This window comes from Halobellus sp. Atlit-38R (genome assembly GCF_003665925.1).
GTDB classification, from domain to species: domain Archaea; phylum Halobacteriota; class Halobacteria; order Halobacteriales; family Haloferacaceae; genus Haloquadratum; species Haloquadratum inordinatus.
This window is the reverse complement of the sequence record NZ_QXIJ01000378.1, coordinates 1-442: the sequence shown is the minus strand read 5'-3', so window position 1 is coordinate 442 and position 442 is coordinate 1. Positions and strand designations below refer to the sequence as shown.

General features: G+C 58.4%; 1 pseudogene. It reads left to right on the top strand.

Going from position 1 to position 442, the window contains the following annotated elements:
* A pseudogene (locus tag D3D02_RS21425) lies at positions 1-193 on the top strand (Mrp/NBP35 family ATP-binding protein); the annotation flags it as partial.
* Positions 194-442 lie beyond the last annotated feature (249 nt).

Genomic DNA, 442 nt, shown 5'->3' with positions numbered 1-442 from the left:
GCTCCTCGCCGAGATCCCGCTCGACCCTGCGATCCAACAGGGGTGCGAGGTCGGAGAGCCCGTCGTTTCCGACGGTAACTCGGAGCCGGCACGAGCATTCCGAAAGCTCGCTGAACGGACGATGGACCAAGTCGGTCGAGAGCGGAGACGTTCGCACGCCAACGGTGCCGTCGAAATTGGGCAGAACCAGTAGGCAACGGCACGCTGAAGCTCGCGCTCAGTCGAAGGTCTCCCTTCAGATCTGGCGTCGTAATTAGATATGACCGCGAATAACTTGGAGATTGTCGAAATATAATCTTAAGCAATTACTTCTCACGAAGTAGTAACTTGAGAAGGTTATATTCGACTGGTGTCTGAAGGCTTTCCCATGCAATCGCGATCCCGTCGATCGGTCCTCGCGACGCTCGCGGCCGGGGGCGGAGTCGGGGCCGCTGGCTGCCTC